At 26.9% G+C, this 16,608-nt stretch carries 18 protein-coding genes; 2 read left to right on the top strand and 16 right to left on the bottom strand.

All coding sequences use genetic code 11. The annotated features are described in order from the left end of the window. Positions 1–2: 2 nt before the first annotated feature. The 8 genes from flgK to ACD570_RS02505 all read right to left on the bottom strand — a co-directional run bounded on the left by flgK (position 3) and on the right by ACD570_RS02505 (position 6,144). Positions 3–1,829, bottom strand: a complete 1,827-nt coding sequence (gene flgK, locus ACD570_RS02540; RefSeq protein ID WP_239820081.1) for a flagellar hook-associated protein FlgK — start codon at positions 1,827–1,829, stop codon at positions 3–5. An 11-nt stretch (positions 1,830–1,840) separates the two neighbouring features. After that, positions 1,841–2,275: a flagellar protein FlgN gene (locus ACD570_RS02535; protein ID WP_200283576.1), complete on the bottom strand. Its 435-nt coding sequence runs from the start codon at positions 2,273–2,275 to the stop codon at positions 1,841–1,843. A gap of 44 nt (positions 2,276–2,319) precedes the next feature. Continuing rightward, entirely contained in the window at positions 2,320–2,517 is a 198-nt protein-coding gene (locus ACD570_RS02530) for a flagellar biosynthesis anti-sigma factor FlgM (protein ID WP_200283579.1), read from the bottom strand. Positions 2,518–2,583: 66 nt separating this feature from the next. After that, positions 2,584–2,919, bottom strand: coding sequence for a rod-binding protein (locus ACD570_RS02525; protein ID WP_200283581.1), 336 nt, complete (start codon positions 2,917–2,919; stop codon positions 2,584–2,586). Continuing rightward, positions 2,919–3,965 (bottom strand): flagellar basal body P-ring protein FlgI, encoded by a 1,047-nt coding sequence (locus ACD570_RS02520; RefSeq protein WP_239820080.1) that lies wholly within the window; start codon positions 3,963–3,965, stop codon positions 2,919–2,921. The genes ACD570_RS02525 and ACD570_RS02520 overlap by 1 nt, the downstream gene beginning before the upstream one ends. A 64-nt stretch (positions 3,966–4,029) precedes the next feature. After that, positions 4,030–4,698 carry an RsmD family RNA methyltransferase gene (locus ACD570_RS02515; protein ID WP_337200308.1) on the bottom strand — a complete coding sequence of 223 codons (669 nt, stop codon included), beginning with the start codon at positions 4,696–4,698 and terminating at the stop codon, positions 4,030–4,032. After that, positions 4,691–5,074, bottom strand: coding sequence for an ornithine carbamoyltransferase (locus ACD570_RS02510; RefSeq protein WP_200283591.1), 384 nt, complete (start codon positions 5,072–5,074; stop codon positions 4,691–4,693). The genes ACD570_RS02515 and ACD570_RS02510 overlap by 8 nt, the downstream gene beginning before the upstream one ends. After that, a complete protein-coding gene (locus ACD570_RS02505) occupies positions 5,071–6,144 on the bottom strand; it encodes a DUF5644 domain-containing protein (RefSeq protein WP_337200307.1) in 1,074 nt (357 codons plus the stop codon). The genes ACD570_RS02510 and ACD570_RS02505 overlap by 4 nt, the downstream gene beginning before the upstream one ends. A 91-nt stretch (positions 6,145–6,235) precedes the next feature. On the opposite strand from ACD570_RS02505, the gene ACD570_RS02500 reads away from it, so the two are divergent. Both ACD570_RS02500 and truD read left to right on the top strand, forming a co-directional pair. Continuing rightward, positions 6,236–7,054, top strand: a complete 819-nt coding sequence (locus ACD570_RS02500) for a thiamine-phosphate kinase (protein WP_337207772.1) — start codon at positions 6,236–6,238, stop codon at positions 7,052–7,054. Beyond that, entirely contained in the window at positions 7,023–8,141 is a 1,119-nt protein-coding gene (gene truD, locus ACD570_RS02495) for a tRNA pseudouridine(13) synthase TruD (protein WP_337207773.1), read from the top strand. Before ACD570_RS02500 ends, truD begins: the two co-directional genes overlap by 32 nt. 2 nt (positions 8,142–8,143) lie before the next feature. On the opposite strand, the gene prfB is transcribed toward truD, so the two are convergent. From prfB to ACD570_RS02455, 8 genes are all read right to left on the bottom strand, one after another. Beyond that, complete coding sequence (gene prfB / locus ACD570_RS02490) at positions 8,144–9,241, bottom strand: peptide chain release factor 2 (protein ID WP_337200306.1); 1,098 nt, start codon at positions 9,239–9,241, stop codon at positions 8,144–8,146. A gap of 187 nt (positions 9,242–9,428) precedes the next feature. Further along, positions 9,429–10,916 (bottom strand): hypothetical protein, encoded by a 1,488-nt coding sequence (locus tag ACD570_RS02485; protein ID WP_417904356.1) that lies wholly within the window; start codon positions 10,914–10,916, stop codon positions 9,429–9,431. A gap of 82 nt (positions 10,917–10,998) precedes the next feature. Next, a complete protein-coding gene (locus ACD570_RS02480; RefSeq protein WP_337199715.1) occupies positions 10,999–12,177 on the bottom strand; it encodes a type II secretion system F family protein in 1,179 nt (392 codons plus the stop codon). After that, positions 12,164–13,720 carry a GspE/PulE family protein gene (locus ACD570_RS02475; protein WP_200281987.1) on the bottom strand — a complete coding sequence of 519 codons (1,557 nt, stop codon included), beginning with the start codon at positions 13,718–13,720 and terminating at the stop codon, positions 12,164–12,166. Before ACD570_RS02475 ends, ACD570_RS02480 begins: the two co-directional genes overlap by 14 nt. Beyond that, complete coding sequence (locus ACD570_RS02470) at positions 13,713–14,297, bottom strand: transformation system protein (RefSeq protein WP_337198380.1); 585 nt, start codon at positions 14,295–14,297, stop codon at positions 13,713–13,715. Before ACD570_RS02470 ends, ACD570_RS02475 begins: the two co-directional genes overlap by 8 nt. Continuing rightward, entirely contained in the window at positions 14,294–14,890 is a 597-nt protein-coding gene (locus ACD570_RS02465; protein ID WP_239820090.1) for an ATP-binding protein, read from the bottom strand. The genes ACD570_RS02470 and ACD570_RS02465 overlap by 4 nt, the downstream gene beginning before the upstream one ends. Next, positions 14,883–16,301, bottom strand: coding sequence for a pilus (MSHA type) biogenesis protein MshL (gene mshL / locus ACD570_RS02460; RefSeq protein WP_337197063.1), 1,419 nt, complete (start codon positions 16,299–16,301; stop codon positions 14,883–14,885). Before mshL ends, ACD570_RS02465 begins: the two co-directional genes overlap by 8 nt. Beyond that, on the bottom strand, positions 16,279–16,572 hold the full coding sequence (locus ACD570_RS02455; protein WP_200281994.1) for a transformation system protein: 294 nt from the start codon (positions 16,570–16,572) through the stop codon (positions 16,279–16,281). The genes mshL and ACD570_RS02455 overlap by 23 nt, the downstream gene beginning before the upstream one ends. Positions 16,573–16,608 lie beyond the last annotated feature (36 nt).

Here is a 16,608-nt window from a genome sequence, read left to right as displayed (position 1 = left end):
GATTATGATTTAATTCCTAGTAAAGTATCTAGCATTTGATCAATGGTAGTAACAATTTTAGCAGAGGCGCCATAGCTTGATTGCCATTGTATTAAGGCTGCAAGTTCTTCATTGGTATTAACTCCACTTTTAGATTGATACTCGCTATATACAGAATTGTAAAAGGTTTGATTGCTAGCATTAACTACATTATTATTTTCCCCATCAGAGCCTATTTTTCCTGTAAATTTACGATAATATTCTTCCATGGTAAGATGGTCAATGGTTCCATCTTCATTGTAAAAATTAACCTTATCATATTGAAGTTGTATGATTTTATTTGCCATATCATTACCGCTATCAACCCCATTTAGACTAGCTCTTACTGTGCTTGGATCGCTTAAAATAGAATCTTTTACTTTAATATCACTTGCACTATTTCCACTAAAAAACCCTCCTATGCTAAAAGCACCTGCAAAATTTGTTCCTTTATCTTCTATGGCTATCTTATATCCTGATTTTGCAGTAAGTTGAAATAAGCCATCATTAGAGGTTGGATCGTAGCTAAAACTTACATTAATTAAATCATCAACATCATCATTTGGATCTTTGTTGTTATTATCGTCTGTATTAGCTTTGATTTGGCGTACGATATCATCCATGGTGGTATTAACATCGATATTAATAGTTTTAGTAACTTTTTTATCTCCTTTTTCATCATAAAGAACGATATCAAAACTTCCTGGTTGTATAGTTCTATCATAATTCATCAAAGGAATATTGCCTTGAAGCCCCGGAAGATAATCAGAAGTTACTGGACTTTTTGCAGAACTAGCGTAAAGATTATTGGTTTCATTGATCATTGTTTTAGAAAAAGTGTCTAAAGAATCCATATAACCTTGTATAATCCCGTCGCTATATTTTCCTTTACTTTTATCATAATTTCTACCGCGTAAATCAAGCTGAGCACCTAATTGCCCTCCTGAAATTTTACCAGTTAGGTCTCTTACTTTTTCATCTGCAGTTTCATAATAAATACTATAAGATTTATTTTTATCATCATAATCGAGTTTTAGCGGATGAAAATTGATCCCATCTACTATGCTAAAACCTTCAATACTAAGATTATATTGATGTCCTGGATCGGTTATGGTTGTATCTAAACGATTATCTTGATTGATTTCATTTTTACTAGCCACTGCACTTACAAGCTTTGAAAGAGTAAGTTCTAGCTCATCTCTTCTATCTCTTAATTCGTTTGCGTGTTCTGTTGGAAGAGCTTCTTGACCATAAATTTGTTTATTAATTGTCGCGATTTCTTCGCCAATTCTATTAATTTCTTCCACAGTTGATTTAATATCGTTGTTGATTTTCTTTTGAATTTTATCTAAGGTTGAAAAAGTATTGTTAATACTTTCTGTTAATGTTTGAGAAGCTTTCACAAGGGCTATTTTTGTAGCATTTTCATTAGGATTGGATGCAAAATCATTCCATGCTTTATTGTAATTTTCTAAATCCTGTAAAATCCCTGTATTTTGCAAATCTGGAAAACGTTCAGAAATTTCTTGCAAGGTTGAAGCCATATATTTAGTGTATTCTAATTGAGTTGAAGCTCCCTTTAGTTTAAAATAAGAATATTCATCGTGCAAACGAACAATACTTTCGATGGCTGTACCTGTTCCTACTTGAACTCCATTAGATGAAACGTAACCATTGGTTGTTTGCACAACTCTTTGTCGAGTATAAAAAGTTGCATTTGCATTAGAAATATTATTACTGGTGGTTGCAATTTGTACTTCGCTTGCTTTTAAGCCTGTAACTCCCGTATATAAAGTTCCAAAAATACCCATATTCTTATTCCTTATACATTAATCTTAAAAATTGACTCTGGAGTAGTCTTTTTATCACCATAAGCATTATTTGTTCCATCATTGAGATTAAACATCTTATTAACTAAACCATCAAAAAAATCTTTAATAATAAGTACAAATTTGGCATATTCTTTGTTAGCAGAATGAAGAGTTTGAAGATTTTTTTTCAATAAATCTAATTTTTCTTTATCCTCTTCATCAAGTAATTCACTAAGTCCTTTGGTGGAGCTATTGTTCAAAGCTACTAAAGCAGCATCGAGTTGTTTTTTAGCTGTTGTAAATTCAGAAATTAATTTATTTTTTTCTTCAACACTAGGTGCAACAGTATCATGTTTTGCAACTTTTATATTTTCTATATCTTCTTGGGTTAATGCTATTAATTTTTCTAAAATAGCATTAACTTCATCAAGATGTTTTTTAAGCATTTTTTCTCTCCTTTTTTTACTCAAAAAAAGAGAGAAAATTATCTTTAAATTAAAGAATCAGCTATAGCAGAAGCAGTGGCTCTCGTATCAATTTTATAAGTGCCATTTTTAATTTGTTCTGCAATTTTCGCAGCTTTATCATTCTCTGTTTTTTGAGTATCGTTTGTTTTAGTTTCTTTATTTGTTTGAACTGTGTTTAATGTGGAGCTTGCCACGTAGCCTTGCTGTATAGGATTTATCATTTCTGCCTCCTTGAAATTTTTTATTAAAAATCCTCTACAAACTATATCGGCTAAAAATTAAAAAACTTAACCCCTTTCTTTTAAAAAATCATATAATAATTTTGAAAATCCCATACCACCACTTAAAGCCTTACTGATAGTATCATTATACATAGATGAATAAATTTCATCACTTGCATCTTTTCCAAAAAGTGAATTTTGAGATTTTAAAGATACATCTAAAACTTGTTTTAAAAAAAATGCTTCAAAAGCATCAGTTTGCTCTTTTAAAGCTTCATCTTCTTTAGTTTTAGTAACTATATCATTATCATTTACTTTAATATGGTTTTCTAAATTTCTTGATGTTTTGTTTAATAAAACATTATCCATGTTAAATGTATTTAAAAAATTATCTACTTTCATTATATAATCTCCAAATCAGCTGTAATTGCACCTGCACGTTTTAAATTTTCCATAATAGCTATAATATCATTTGGGGTTGCCCCAAGCTTATTAAGCATTCTTGCTATATTTGCAACAGTGCTTTTTGAATTATTAATTCTTAACGTATTTGAACTAGGATCTATAAAACCACCATCTTTCATATCAATTTCATTTTGATTTGGAGTAGTGTTATTGTTAGGATCAATTTTGATTGTAATATCTTTATGAGTAATTAATACAGGTTCAACCTCTACATCAACACCCGCAATTACTGTTCCTGTTCTTTCATCAATGATAACCTTGCTTTCTGGAGTATAAGCTATATCTTGATTTAAAACTCTTGCCATAAAATCTACATTTGAAAGATCTTCAGGTTTTTTAAGTTTAATTGTACGTGAATCAATCGCTTTAGCAACATCTTCTCCAAAAACGTTATTAAGCACTCTTTCTATATTACTAGCGGTTTGAAAATCAGCTACTTTTAGACTTAAAGTTAAATCATTATTTTGACTAAAATTTTGTGGAATTTCTCTTTCTACGTTAGCTCCGCCCATCACAGTTGCCGCTGTAGAATGGCTACCTGCACCTCCTGGTCTAGCTGTGAGTCCTCCAGTTGAGATAGAACCTTGTGCTATTGCATAAATTTCTCCATCAATTCCGCGGAGTGCAGTAAGTAAAAGTGTGCCACCTTGTAAAGATTTTGCATCCCCCAAAGAAGATACTGTAATATCAAGCTTATCTCCACTTTTAGCAAAAGCTGGAAGTTTTGCTGTTACCATGACGGCTGCTGTATTTTTTGACTTGATATCTGCTGGATCTACTTTGATATTCATACCTTGTAAAAGATTTGATACAGATTGTAGGGTAAATTTAGAACTTGTTCCATCTCCGCTACCATTAAGACCAACAACAAGTCCATAACCTATAAGTTGATTATCTCTAACACCTACAGTGTTTGCTACATCCTTGATTTGTATTGCAAAAATACTTGTCATAAAGAGTAAAAAAAACATTAAAACTCTCATGGATTATTCCTTTAATCTATATTATTATATAAAATAAAGCAAAAAGTGTTCCAATTTTAAGAGCTTAATTTTGTGGAGTATTTTCGTAAAAACTAAGAGAAGTTAAGCCAAATTTTTTAGATTTATTTTTTTGAAATTCTTCTATATTTTGCGGAAGTTCTATTTTTGAATGATGCTCAAAAATAATTTTTTCTATATTTTTTCGATTAAGATTTTTCAAAAGATTTTCAATGTTTTCATAAATTTTTTCAAAACCTTTTCTGATATCAAAAGGTGGATCAAGATAAAGAAAAATAGGAATATTTTCTTGGGTTAATTTTTCGATAAGCTGGGGTAAAATTTCAAAAGTATCTCCTTGTACAACATTTAAATTTTGATCGATTTTAGAATTTTGAACAGCGATTTTGTAAGCGTTTTTATCAAGTTCGATAGCATAAGATTTTAAGGCAAAATTACTTAAAGCTTCAGCCGCCATTAAAGCACTTCCACCAAAAGCTTCTATAAAAATTTTATTTCTTAAATTCTGTCTTATAACATTAAAAACACAAGCTTTTACTATGCTTTTAGTGCTTCTTGTTTTTTCAAGTGAAGGCAAAAGAAGTTTTTTTCCTTTATATTGTCCGCTTTCTATAAAAGTATAAATTTTTGTTGTCTTATTTGTTTTATTTTTTAAATTCGAGATTTTTTGATATTCTTTTAAAAAATCTTTTACATGAATAAAATCTTCACTCATGTATTAAAGCTTTAACAAGTTTATCTTTAAGTTCGCTAATAGCAAGATCTATTTTTATTTGATAGTCTTTTCTAAATTCTTCTGCTATAGAGTCAATTTTTGCTTCTAAAATTTTTCTTTTTTCATCTGCAATTTTTTGAGCTGTTGTTTTTAAAGCATTGTCAAAATCATTTAAAGATTTAAATAAAGCTTCTTTACTAAAAGGCACACTTAAAAATGGGGAATTGGGAGCTATAAGAAATAAAGGTTTAGTTGAAGGAATTTTTTCATCACTAATGATAAAATCACAATCTTTTTTTATTACTAAATGTTCCTTTAAAAAAAGAGCTAATGCTCTTTCTATAATAATATCTTTACATTCTAAAGAAATTTTCATATCAAAGTTACTTTTAATTCATGATTTTGCAAAGATGGACTTTTGATACCTTGAATTAGAGATAAAAATTCTAAATGACTTAAAATATAAAAATCTTTAAAATCCCTATTGCTTATATTCATAAGTTTTTTAGCACAAGTGTCAAACATATAAAAATCTTTAGGATTTTTTACAACTAAAAAGTCGCTTCCACTATCATAAGCATCTAAAAGAATTTTTGCTGCCATTTTATAACTGAGTTCGCTATTGAGTTTTAAGAGATCAAAACCATTATTTTTTTCGGCATTTTCATATGAAATAAATTTTGCTTTGATTTTTGACTTTAAATTATCACAAGGTTTAAAACCATAAAAGGCTACATTAAAATTTTCAAAATCATGCTTAACTTGTCCAAGTTCTTTTATTTCATTTTCAAAAGCATCATTTTTAGGTAAATCAAAATGTAGTAATTTTTCATCAAAAAATCCTAAATTTAAAATTTCTTTTTTTAGATTTTCAATTACATTTTCTACCTTTTGATTAGTACCGTTAATATGATAAAAAATTCCTATTTCAGGATCAGAGATAACTTTTAAAATTTCTGTTTTTTTATCTGGATATTTTTTGATCATTTCAAATGCAAGATAAAATAAGGCGTCTCCCATATACTCAGGAAGAAATTCTAAAATTTCATTAGCATAATATAAATAGTCATATTTTTCATAAAATTTTTTATCTTCTTCATTGCCAAATGGGGCAAGATATTTGTATTTACTTAAAAAATCATCTTTATTGATGATCAAGTCTTTTATCGCTCTTTTTGTGTTTAAAGGTTCAATAGTAAGATTAAAATTATATTTTTTAACTAATTCTTCTAAAGGGGTATTAAGAGGTAAAATTTGTCTATTAACAACTATATGAGAATTTTCATTTTTTTCAAATTCGAAATAAATGTCATCATCTTGCACTTGCAAAAGTAAATCATAAAGAGTAGCAAAATTTTCATAGTTATTATAAACATAAGGTTTGTAATAACTCTCATAGTCTTTATTTTTATCAAATCTAAAAAGTCTAAGTTCTAAATTTCTCATGATTTTTTCCTTGATATCTTTAGGATAAATATTATATAAAAAAAAATTAAAATTTAATAGAATTTAAAAAGAAATTTCATAAAATTTTTTTATGAATAAAGAAGATTTTATAATTCAAGCTTTTTTAAATGAAAAAAATGGCGATGATGGTGCTATTATTAATCAATGGTGTTATAGCAAAGATTTATTTTTTGAAAATATACATTTTAAAAGAGAATGGCTGACACTAGAACAAATTGCTACTAAAGCAATGCTTGTTAATATCTCTGATGCTATTGTGATGAATGCTGAACCAAAATACGCACTTTTAGGACTTGCTTTACCAAATTTAAATAATGAAGAAATTAAAGCTTTGCAAAAAGGTTTTTTAAAAACAGCAAAAAAATTTGGTATGCAAATCATAGGTGGCGATACAATTTATAATGATAAAATAGATATTAGCATTACTATTATTTCTAAAATTAGAAAAAAAGCTGTATTTAGAAAAGGCTTAAAAATAGGACATTTACTAGCTTATACAGGAAAGCTAGGAGAAAGTTTAAAGGGACTTGAAATTCTGCAAAATGGTGGTAAATTAAATTTAAACCACCGCTTTATAAAACCTAAATTAAGGTCAGATTTTTTTTACGAAATTGCCCCTTTTATTTCTTGTGCAATGGATATTTCAGATGGATTGAGTAAGGATTTATCAAGACTTTTGGCAAAAAATAAATGTGGTATTGAATGGCTAAAAAAATTAGATGATTATACTCTTTATAGCGGAGAGGAATATGAAATTTTATTTGCCTTTGATAAAACACAATATCTTAATATAGAGCAAATTGCAAAAAAACATCATGTAAAATTAAATATCTTTGCAAAAGCAGTGAAAGGAAAATATGAATTTAGCGGAAGAGAACACCATTTTTAAGCCTTTGTATAGTTTAAAACATACCCCCATTAATGCTTATTTTAGTAAAAATAGCGACGATTTTGTAGTACGTGAAAAAGCTTTGTATGAATTTAGTGGCAAAGGTGAGCATCTCATTTTGCACATTAACAAAAAAGATTTAAGCACTAACGAAGCTTTAAGAATTTTAAGTGAAGTTAGTGGGGTAAAAATACGTGATTTTGGCTATGCTGGACTTAAAGATAAACAAGGTTTAACCTTTCAGTATATTTCTATGCCTAAAAAATTTGAACACACTTTAAACAATTTTTCTCATCCAAAATTAAAAATTTTAGAAACTTTTGCCCATGAAAATAAATTAAAAATAGGGCATTTAAAAGGCAATTCTTTTTTTATCCGCTTAAAAAAAGTTTTGCCTAGTGATGCTTTAAAACTTGAACAGGCCATTGTCAATTTGGACAAACAAGGTTTTGCAAATTATTTTGGATACCAACGTTTTGGTAAATTTAGAGATAATTACAAAGAAGGGCTTGAAATTTTACGTGGCAAGAAAATGAAAAATATTAAAATGAAAGAATTTTTAATTTCAGCTTTTCAAAGTGAACTTTTCAATCGTTATTTGAGTAAAAGAGTCGAGTTATCGCATTTTTCAAAAGAATTTAGCGAAAAGGAGCTTATGCAAATTTATCATATCTCTAAAGAAGAGGTTAAAAGCTTGAGAAAGCAAGATAATTTTTTTAAACTTTTAAAAGGTGAAGTTTTAGGACATTACCCTTTTGGTAAATGTTTTTTATGCGAAGATTTAGAGAGTGAGATTAAGCGTTTTAAAACAAGAGATATTACTCCTATGGGACTTTTACTTGGTGCAAAAGCGTATGAGGCCAAAGAAGGCTTAGCTTTAAATTTAGAGAATGAAATTTTTAAAGATGCTTATGAATTTAAAACTAAAATGCAAGGTTCAAGACGTTTTATGTGGAGTTATTTAGAGAATGTTAAGTGGCGATATGATGAGCAAAAAGCGCATTTTTGTATAGAATTTTTCTTACAAAAAGGCTCTTATGCTACGGTGATTTTAGAGGAAATCTTGCATAAAAATTTATTTGATTAAAATCATTCTGCTTTTAAAGCGATTAAAACACCTTCTATCATTTTTTTAATATCTCCATCTAAGATGTTATCTACTTGAGAGAAAGCTTCTCCGCTACGATTGTCCTTGACTTGCTGATAGGGAAAAAGCACATAAGAGCGAATTTGATGCCCCCAGCCTATCTCACTTTTTTCGCCTGAATTTGCACTATCTTGTTGTTTCATAAGTTCAAGCTCATAAAGTCGAGATTTTAGCATTTTAAAAGCAGTAGCCTTGTTTTTGTGTTGACTTCTGTCATTTTGGCATTGCACAACTATACCAGTTGGAAAATGTGTAATTCTTACCGCTGATTCTGTTTTGTTAACATGTTGTCCACCTGCACCACTTGCTCTGTAATAATCAATTCTAATATCTTTTTCTTCAATTTCAATCTCTATATCATCATCAAGTTCAGGGCTTACCATAACACTTGAAAAGCTTGTATGACGACGTCCAGCACTATCAAAAGGAGAAGTTCTTACTAAGCGATGAATTCCATTTTCAGCTTTTAAATAACCATAAGCATTATCGCCTTTAACCAAAAAGCTTACATCCTTAAGTCCTGCTTCATCGCCTTCTTGAAAATCAAGAGTTTCAACCTTAAATCCTTCTCTTTCGCAAAATCTTAAATACATCCTATAAAGCATGCTCGCCCAATCGTTGCTTTCAGTTCCTCCTGCACCAGGATGAATGGAAACAATCGCATTTTTACTATCATTTTCTCCACTTAAAAGCATAGAAATTTCAAGGCTTGTTATCGTATCTTCAAGCTTTGGAGCATCATTAAATAAAGCTTCTAAGGTTTGCATATCATTTTCTGCATTAGCCAAATCAAAAAGCTCGCTTGCATCATTAACTGCCAATAAAGCTTCTTCGTATTTTTTTAATAAATTTGTAATTTTGGTTTTTTCTTTGCCGATAATTCCAGCTTGCTTAACATCACTCCAAAAAGAAGGAGAATTTTCTAATTCTTCAATTTCTTTAAGTCTTTCTTGAATGTTTTGTGGTTTGATGATAGAGGCTATATTGTTTACTTTATTTTTAAGAGTTTTTAATAGTTCGCTAAATTCGTAATTATCCATAAAAATTTCTTTCTCAAAGTTAATTTTTACATAATTTTAGCAAATTTTATCAAAAAGTAAGCTAAGTTTATTTTAATTATAACCATCATCAAAGTTGCTTGGGATTATTTTTCTTAAATTTCAAATTTATTTGAAAAATACAAAAATATCTTTCAAAAATAATTAAATTCAGTACTTAGATGAAAAATTATGCTTTTTTATTTTTAAATTCTTTTTTTATCCTTCTTATCTCAAACCACAATTTGATATATCCACCCCTATACCAATTATTATTAGCTTTTATTAAAGCTTGTCCTAATTTATAAGATAAATGTTCTTTAAATTTTAAAGCCTCATTATAATCAGCATAAGATTCTAAAGGAGGTAATTTTAAAGAAGGATCTTTTTTTATTTTTTCTTGATAAATTTTTTGTTCTTGTTTGTGTTTATCTTTTATATAAGATAAAACATAAGGCATTCTTATATAACCTAGTATGCTTTTTGAATTTTCTATCATAGCTTGACCTAGTTTATAGGAAAGTTGGTTTTGAATTCTTGCTTTAGCTGAATTAGCTTGAGAATTTGATAATTGAATCTTTAAAGTATTGATTTGATTTTGAAGAGATGCTAATTTTATAGGATCCATTATAGAACAATACTCATCTATAATTTCTTTATACCACTCTATTGGAGGTATAAGGTGATTGAAATTATATTTTTTTTCAATTTCTATGTTTTCTTTGATTAAAGCTTTGAAATCTATATTTTCATTATGATAATTTCCTTCAGTAGAGGCAAGAAGAAGTCCTACAAATCCTACAGGATTATTTTTACTTAAAATTGTTGTATTTTTAGTTATTTTGATATTTCTATTATAGGTATCGAAAAAAAATGAAAACGAATGGTTAAGATTTCTATTAAAATTACCTATATCATTCTTAATTTCAATTTCACTATTATCTTGATTATTCCAAGTATGAACACCTAAAATGATATTATTATGATATATGGATTTAAATTTTAATTCATTTTTTAATTCATAAATTTCTTCTTGACAAAGCCAACTTGTTTTATTTTTAAAATTATTTTCATCGATATTTTTCATCTCTTTAACATTTAAAGCAATGAAATTGGGATTATCATTTTGTATATCTATTTTTCTAGGTAAAGAAAAATTTTCAATATTATTAGCTATTTTTTCACCAATTTCTCTCGTAATAAAATCAAAACCATGAGCCTCATCTCTTCTTATAAAATCATACAAATTTTTCTTAAGATAATATTCATTTAAATCAATGATATTAAAACCGTATTTATTGATTAATTTTTTATGTAAAGCATAAACTAATTTTGAGCATTGTATGTTATGCCACTTTTGAGGATTTGGAAAAAGAAAACAAAGAATTTTTTTATTTAGAAAATATAATTCTTTATGTAACCAATTGATAACTTGATAACTTTTAAAAAATAATTCAATTGAATTGTAGCGACCTATATCATTAACATTAGATGTATTTATAATTAAATCTGCATTTTTTAAAATTTGATCATTTCTTTTCAATTCATATAAATTTTGTAAAGCAGGTGTTAAACCTAATGATAAATTTATTACATTAATTCCTTTATTTTTTAAACCTTGTGTGATTCCATTTTTAAACGCAAAATTACTTTCACCAAGTAAAACTACATTTTTCATAGAAATTCCCTGGAGTTTTTTGTTATATATCAAAAAATTCAAAATTTAAATAATATTTATAAGTATAAGAAACATTAATAAATTAAAAATTCGCCCCAGAACTAAGCTCCCATATCGGCAAAAAAATACCAAGAGCCAATAATAAAACCAAAATTGCGACAAATAAGGTCATCAAAGGCTCAAGTAAAATTAAAAATTTATCTATAAGATTTTCCATTTTATTTTCATAATATTTTGAAATTTCCTCAGTTAAAAATTCAAGTTTTGAACTTTTCATCGCAATATTGAGCATAGAAAGCACCAAAGGATTAAATATGCCTATTTTCTTAAAAGCATGAGTGATTTCAAGTCCAGAATCTATAAAAGATAGAAGTTTTTTGTATTTTGAGATAATTTGTTTATTTTCAAGTCCTAAAATTGCTAAATTAAAAGCTTTAGAAAGTGAAATTCCATTTTTTAAAAGTAAAGAAAAAACCATAAAAAAATAATAATTTTGACTATAAATAATGAAATTTGAAAATAAAGGTATTTTTAAAAAAATAAAATCACAAATATAGGCAAAAAAATAAGATTTTTTATACATAAAATAAACAAAGATAAAAATAAATACCAATAAAAAAGCAAATACAATAACGTAATTTTGCAAAAAATCATAAATTTGAAGCATTATAATGGTTATTAAAGGTAGATTAATATTTAAATTTTCAAATAAATCTTTAAAATTAGGTATTACAAAAAGCATCAAAAAAATAAAAGCTGCACAAATACTAATAAAAACAAATAAAGGATATCGCATAGCCTTTTTAAATCTCTTTTTATTTTCTAAACTTTTTTCTCTAAGTTTAGCAATTTGTAAAAAATTTTCACTCAATTTCCCAGTGCTTTGTGCCGTTTTTATTAGAGCTAATTCTGCATAATTTAGTCCAAAATTAGCATTTTCAAAAGCAAGATTTAAATTTTGTCCTAAAAGTAAATTATCAAGAACTTTATTTATACCTTTAAATGAATGAATTTTTACAAGCTCCTTAAAAGCTTCCTGTATACTTAATCCAGCTTCACAAAGCAAAGATAATTCTTTAAAAAAGAGTATAAAATACTCGCTATTTATTTTTCTAACATAATTTTTTTGTTTTTCTTTAATGCTAATAATTTTCCAATTTTTATCCAAAGCTTTAGCTTGTGCAGTGTTTAAATTTTCAGCCTTGATGAGTTTTTTATATCTTTTTTGCGCTTTAATGATTTCAAGCTCATAAAGTTTCATTTAAAACCCTCAAAAGCTCATCTATACTTGTAATACCCTCTCTTGCTTTTTGCAAACCTTGTTCAAACATAGTTTGAAAACCTTTATTTTTTGCAAGTGCTAAAATTTCATTTTTGCTTTTATTTTCTCGAATAGCTTGAGAAATCTCATCATCTACCTTTAAGCACTCACCAACTAATTCTCTACCTATAAATCCGCTTTGATGACAATATTCACAACCTTTAGCTTCAAAAAAATTCCCTTGAAATTGTTTGTATTTATTACTCTTTTGTTTGCACCTTGGACAAAGCTTTCTAACCAAACGTTGTGCGATAATCACACTAAGTGCAGAAGCGATTAAATAAGGTTTTGCTTTCATATCCAAAAGTCTATCTATAGTCGAAAGTGCATCATTTGTATGCAAGGTACTTAAAAGCAAATGTCCAGTTAAAGAAGCTTTCAAGGCTATATCAAGGCTTTCTTCATCTCTAATCTCACCTATCATAATAATATCAGGATCTTGCCTTAAAATCGCTCTTAAGGCATTATTAAATTCAAATCCTGCCTTAGGATTAAGTAAAATTTGCTGAATTAGAGGCATTTTATATTCTATAGGATCTTCTGCTGTAATGATTTTCTTTTCTATACTCTTTAGTACATTTAAACAAGCATATAAAGTAGTGCTTTTACCACTTCCAGTTGGACCTGTTAGCAAAATCATTCCATGGGGTGATTTTAAAGCTTTTTTCAAAATATCAATATTAATCTTTCCTAAATTTAATTTTTCAAGTTCTAAAATTTCTTTATTATGCTTTAAGATCCTTATAACTACACTTTCACCATTTGATAGAGGCAATGATGAAATTCTAAAATCATATTTATTTTCTTTAAATTCAAGTTCAAAACTACCATCTTGGGCTTTTCTTGATTCTGCTACATTTAAATGTGCTAAAAATTTAATATGAAAAATCAAAGCTTCATAAATATCTTTTTCAAGATTAACAAATTTTTTTAAAATCCCATCCACTCTAAATCTTATCAAGGCATCATTTATTCTAGATTCTATATGAATATCACTTGTATTTATTTTAAGTGCTTCTTCAAGGATAAAGTAAAAAATTTGACTGATACAAGTTTGATTTTCTTTTACACCTTCTTGCCATTCAAGTTTAAGTTTAATACTTAGTTTTTTTAGCTCATCTTTAATACGAAGAATATTTAAAAATTTTATAATTTTAAACTCATCAGCAAGTGCAATTTCTATTTTTTCAATATCTGTAAAAATTTTTATTTGCTCTAAAAGCTCTAAAGAGCAAGGTTTTGCACCGACTATATATAAAATATTTTCATTTTTTATTGGTAAAACTTCAAATTTTAAAAGAATACTAAAAGGAAAATTTTCACAAAATTTCTCATCAAATTCATTTAACTCAATAAATTTTATATTTAAAAAAGATGCTAAAGCTTTTAAAAAATCTTCACTTTTTATACTAAAATTTTGATAAATTTGTTCAAGATTTATTTTTTGACTTAAATAATCTTCAAATAAATTTTGATCAATCATTTTCTAACTCTTTTTCAATTAATCCATAAGAATCCAAATAGGCATCTAAAGCTCTTTTAGCTTCATCTTGATAACCCAAAGCTATTTGAGCCTTAGCAAATATTAACCAAGAATCTTCAGCTTTTTTATCAATATCATTAGCTTTTAATGCCCAAAAAATAGATTTTTTATAATCCTTGATTTGATAATATTCTCGAGCCAAAATTAAAGCTCGCTCATAATTAGGATTTTTATAAAAACTATTTTTTAATATAGCAATATTAAATACTTTAGAATCAATTTGTATCTTAGAATTGCTTGCCTTGGTGATATTATTTTCTTGTATAAATTTTTCCCTGATTATTTTATTTTTTTCTTGTAAAATCTTAGCTTTTATGATATTTTGCTCTAACTTTTTTTTATAATTTAAAGCTTCAGAGGATATTGATTTTTGTTTATAATGATTTTGCACAATTAAAAAAATAACACCAATTAATAAAGCAGCAAAAAGAAAATAAAATAAAATTTTAAAAATTTTTTTCAACAAATATTTTTTATAAGCGCTCTCAAGCTCACGCACTCTTTCTTGTAAATTCATTTTAAAAATCCATTTTCCAAAGCACAAAGCTTTAGTACATAATCTTGGCTTTTTGTATTTTTAAAATAAAGATTGAGCTCATAAAAACTTTTAAGCATTTTATCAACATATCTTAAATTTCCTTTATAAAATTTCATTATTATTTTCATTGCTTTATTAGAAAAATTAATGTTAAATTTTAATTGGATATATTGATGAAGCTCTTGAGTATTAAGTTTTTCAAGCCAAAAAATTGTTTCAAAACGACTTTTAAAATAATCTTTATTAAAAAGATCTATTTTTTTATGAGAACTCAGTATAAAACTCATTTGATCGCTATAAATTCGAATTAGTTCTAATATTTTTACCTCATACATGCCCACTTCATCAAGAATTAAAACGTCCTTTTTTCTTTTTTTAATAATATCCTTGAATTCTTTTTCATCTGAAAAAATTTCATCAATATAATCAATATCATGATATTTTGCTATTCTTTGCAATAAAACACTTTTACCACTACCACTCAAACCACATATTAAAATTAAGGTTTTGTGTCTTAAACTCTCATTGATCTTTGAAAAAATTTCTTCTCTTAAACTAATAATTTTACTCATAATATTTAAATCCTAAATCCCTAAGACTTGGAAAATTAGCATTATCGACTATAGTGGGTGTTATAATAAAAACAATTTCTGTAACATCAGATATTTCCTCGTTGGATTTAAATAAAGATCCTATTAAAGGAATATTGGATAAAAAATTAACAGAATTCTTATTTTCACCATCATTTCTTGAAATAAGTCCACCCAAAATAAGAGTTTGATTATTTTCAACTTGTACAACACTTGATAACTTTTTTTGTATTGTATCTGGAGCAATAGTGCGTGGATCTTTTTGTCTTTTTTTATCTTCTGGATATTTAAAATCACTTAAACTTGGGTTAATTCTAAGCATTATTCTACCATCATCAGAAATTTCTGGCAAAATATTAAGCAAAATTCCTATAAAAATAGAATAATTACTATAACTTTCACTTACAGTTGTTCCATTTTCTGTTCCTTTAGAGCTTTCTTTAACTTGATAATTAATTGTATCTCCAACTGAAATAATGGCTTGTTGATTATTTAAAGCCATAAGCTTAGGATTGGAAAGTACATAAGTTTTTCCATTTTGGGAAAGAAAATTAATAATAGATTCAAAATTTAAATTTGCCCTAAAACCTAAATTTTTTATAAAACCTTTTCCATTTTGAAAATGAATAAAAGAATTTTCACCACTTTTTGTTTTAGAATTAAAATCCAAATTAAAATTTTGCCAATTTATACCGCTAGAATGGCTTTTATTAAGATTAACAGCAATAATACTTACATCAATAATTACTTGCTTTTTTAAACGATTTTCAAGTTTTTGCAAATATTTTTCAACTCGTTCTAGTTGAGTATGAGTACCTGTAACTATTATAATTCCAGCATTTGAATTGACTATTGGTGCCTTTGTTTCATAAGTTTCATGGGAAGAATTAATCAACATGGTAATTTCTTTTTCTATATTTTGCCAAAAATCAAATTTTTCCATGCTTTTAATCATATTATCTTCATTATCTTCAAATGAAGTTTTAAATTCACTTTGCCTTGGTTTTGCATCCACCGAAGCTTTGGTAATACTTTGCCCTTCTCTAACTGAAGTAATATAACTTATTTTAAAAATTTTTGTCTTTAAAGCTGAAATTTTTAAAACCTTACCATTAAATTCGTAAAATAAATCATGCTCTTTAATCAAAAGATTAAAAATCTCATCTAAACTCATTTGATGTATATTAATATCATTTTGAATAGTTTTTAATCTTTCTTTAGCAATCTTATCTTTGACAATAATACTAAAAGAACAATAATTTGCAAGTTCTCTAAGACTTTCTTCTAAAGTTGTATTTTCATGAATATTAATATCAAATAAACGTTTTTGACAATCTAAGGCATAAAGAATTTGAGTAAAAAATAAAAGCTTAATAAATATTAATTTTATCATTGGTTTTAAAATTGATTTTAAAATTTAAAGCATCATATTGCAATACAATATCTTTTTTATTGATTTCAACAATTAAGGCACCATCGATTATATCACCTTTTTTATACCAATGATTATTGATTTTTACTTGATTTAACATGATAGCTGCTATATTGAGTTTTTTGATCTTTTCAAAAGTAGGATTTAAAAAAGGATTTTGAAGATTTTCAAGATCTATATTGCATTTGGAATTTAAAGATCTAAAATACTCTTCAAAATCATCTTGTGCCATTGTAAAAGCAAAACATAGACAAATGGCACAAAAAAA

Source organism: Campylobacter sp. LH-2024 (assembly GCF_048270605.1).
Classification (GTDB): domain Bacteria; phylum Campylobacterota; class Campylobacteria; order Campylobacterales; family Campylobacteraceae; genus Campylobacter_D; species Campylobacter_D molothri.
Note: the sequence above shows the minus strand (reverse complement) of the source record. Positions and strands in the feature narration are given on the sequence as shown.